The sequence below is a fragment of the Mycobacterium sp. IS-2888 genome (assembly GCF_001954215.1).
Taxonomy (GTDB): Bacteria; Actinomycetota; Actinomycetes; order Mycobacteriales; family Mycobacteriaceae; genus Mycobacterium.
In genome coordinates this window covers 1-618 of the sequence record NZ_MBET01000098.1, presented here as the reverse complement: position 1 = coordinate 618, position 618 = coordinate 1, and the positions used below count along the sequence as shown (strand labels likewise).

General features: G+C 62.6%; 1 protein-coding gene. It reads left to right on the top strand.

What is annotated here, in order from left to right; all coding sequences use genetic code 11:
• On the top strand, nt 1–618 hold a 618-nt coding region (locus A5745_RS18825; RefSeq protein WP_139329691.1), incomplete at both ends, for an AMP-binding protein.

Sequence of the window (618 nt, the reverse complement as noted above, 5' to 3'; positions counted from 1 at the left end):
CACACCGGACAACCTCGCCTACATCATGTACACCTCGGGCTCCACCGGACGCCCCAAAGCCGTCGCCATCACCCACCACGGTGTGATCAATATGGCGTGGCACCACTGGCCGGAAGAACGTGCAAGGGCACGGATGTCGATGATCATGTCGCCGGGGTTCGACAGTTCGTCGTGTGAAATCTGGCCAGCCCTCCTTCGCGGCGGGACCCTGGTGGTGTTGGAGCGCCAACCGGATGTGGCGGCCCTCCGGCAGCTCATCGCCGAACGCGGCGTGACATCGATGTTCGTGCCCACGGCCCTTTTCCACCAACTCGCAGACGAAGATCCGGACTGTCTGGGCCAGCTCGAACTGCTCGAAACCGGCGGCGGTGCGCTTTCGCCCGTGGCGGTCGACAAGTTGCGGAAGAAGCATCCGGAGTTGGCGGTGATCAACGCGTATGGGCCCACCGAAATCACCGTCTGTGCAACGACATACGCCATCCCAACGACCGATGGATTCGAAGGCGCATCGGTGCCGATTGGTGTGCCGTTGGGCAATATACGGGTGTTTGTGCTTGATGCGGGGTTGTCTCCGGTTCCGGTGGGGGTGCTTGGTGAGTTCTATGTCGCGGGCGCGGG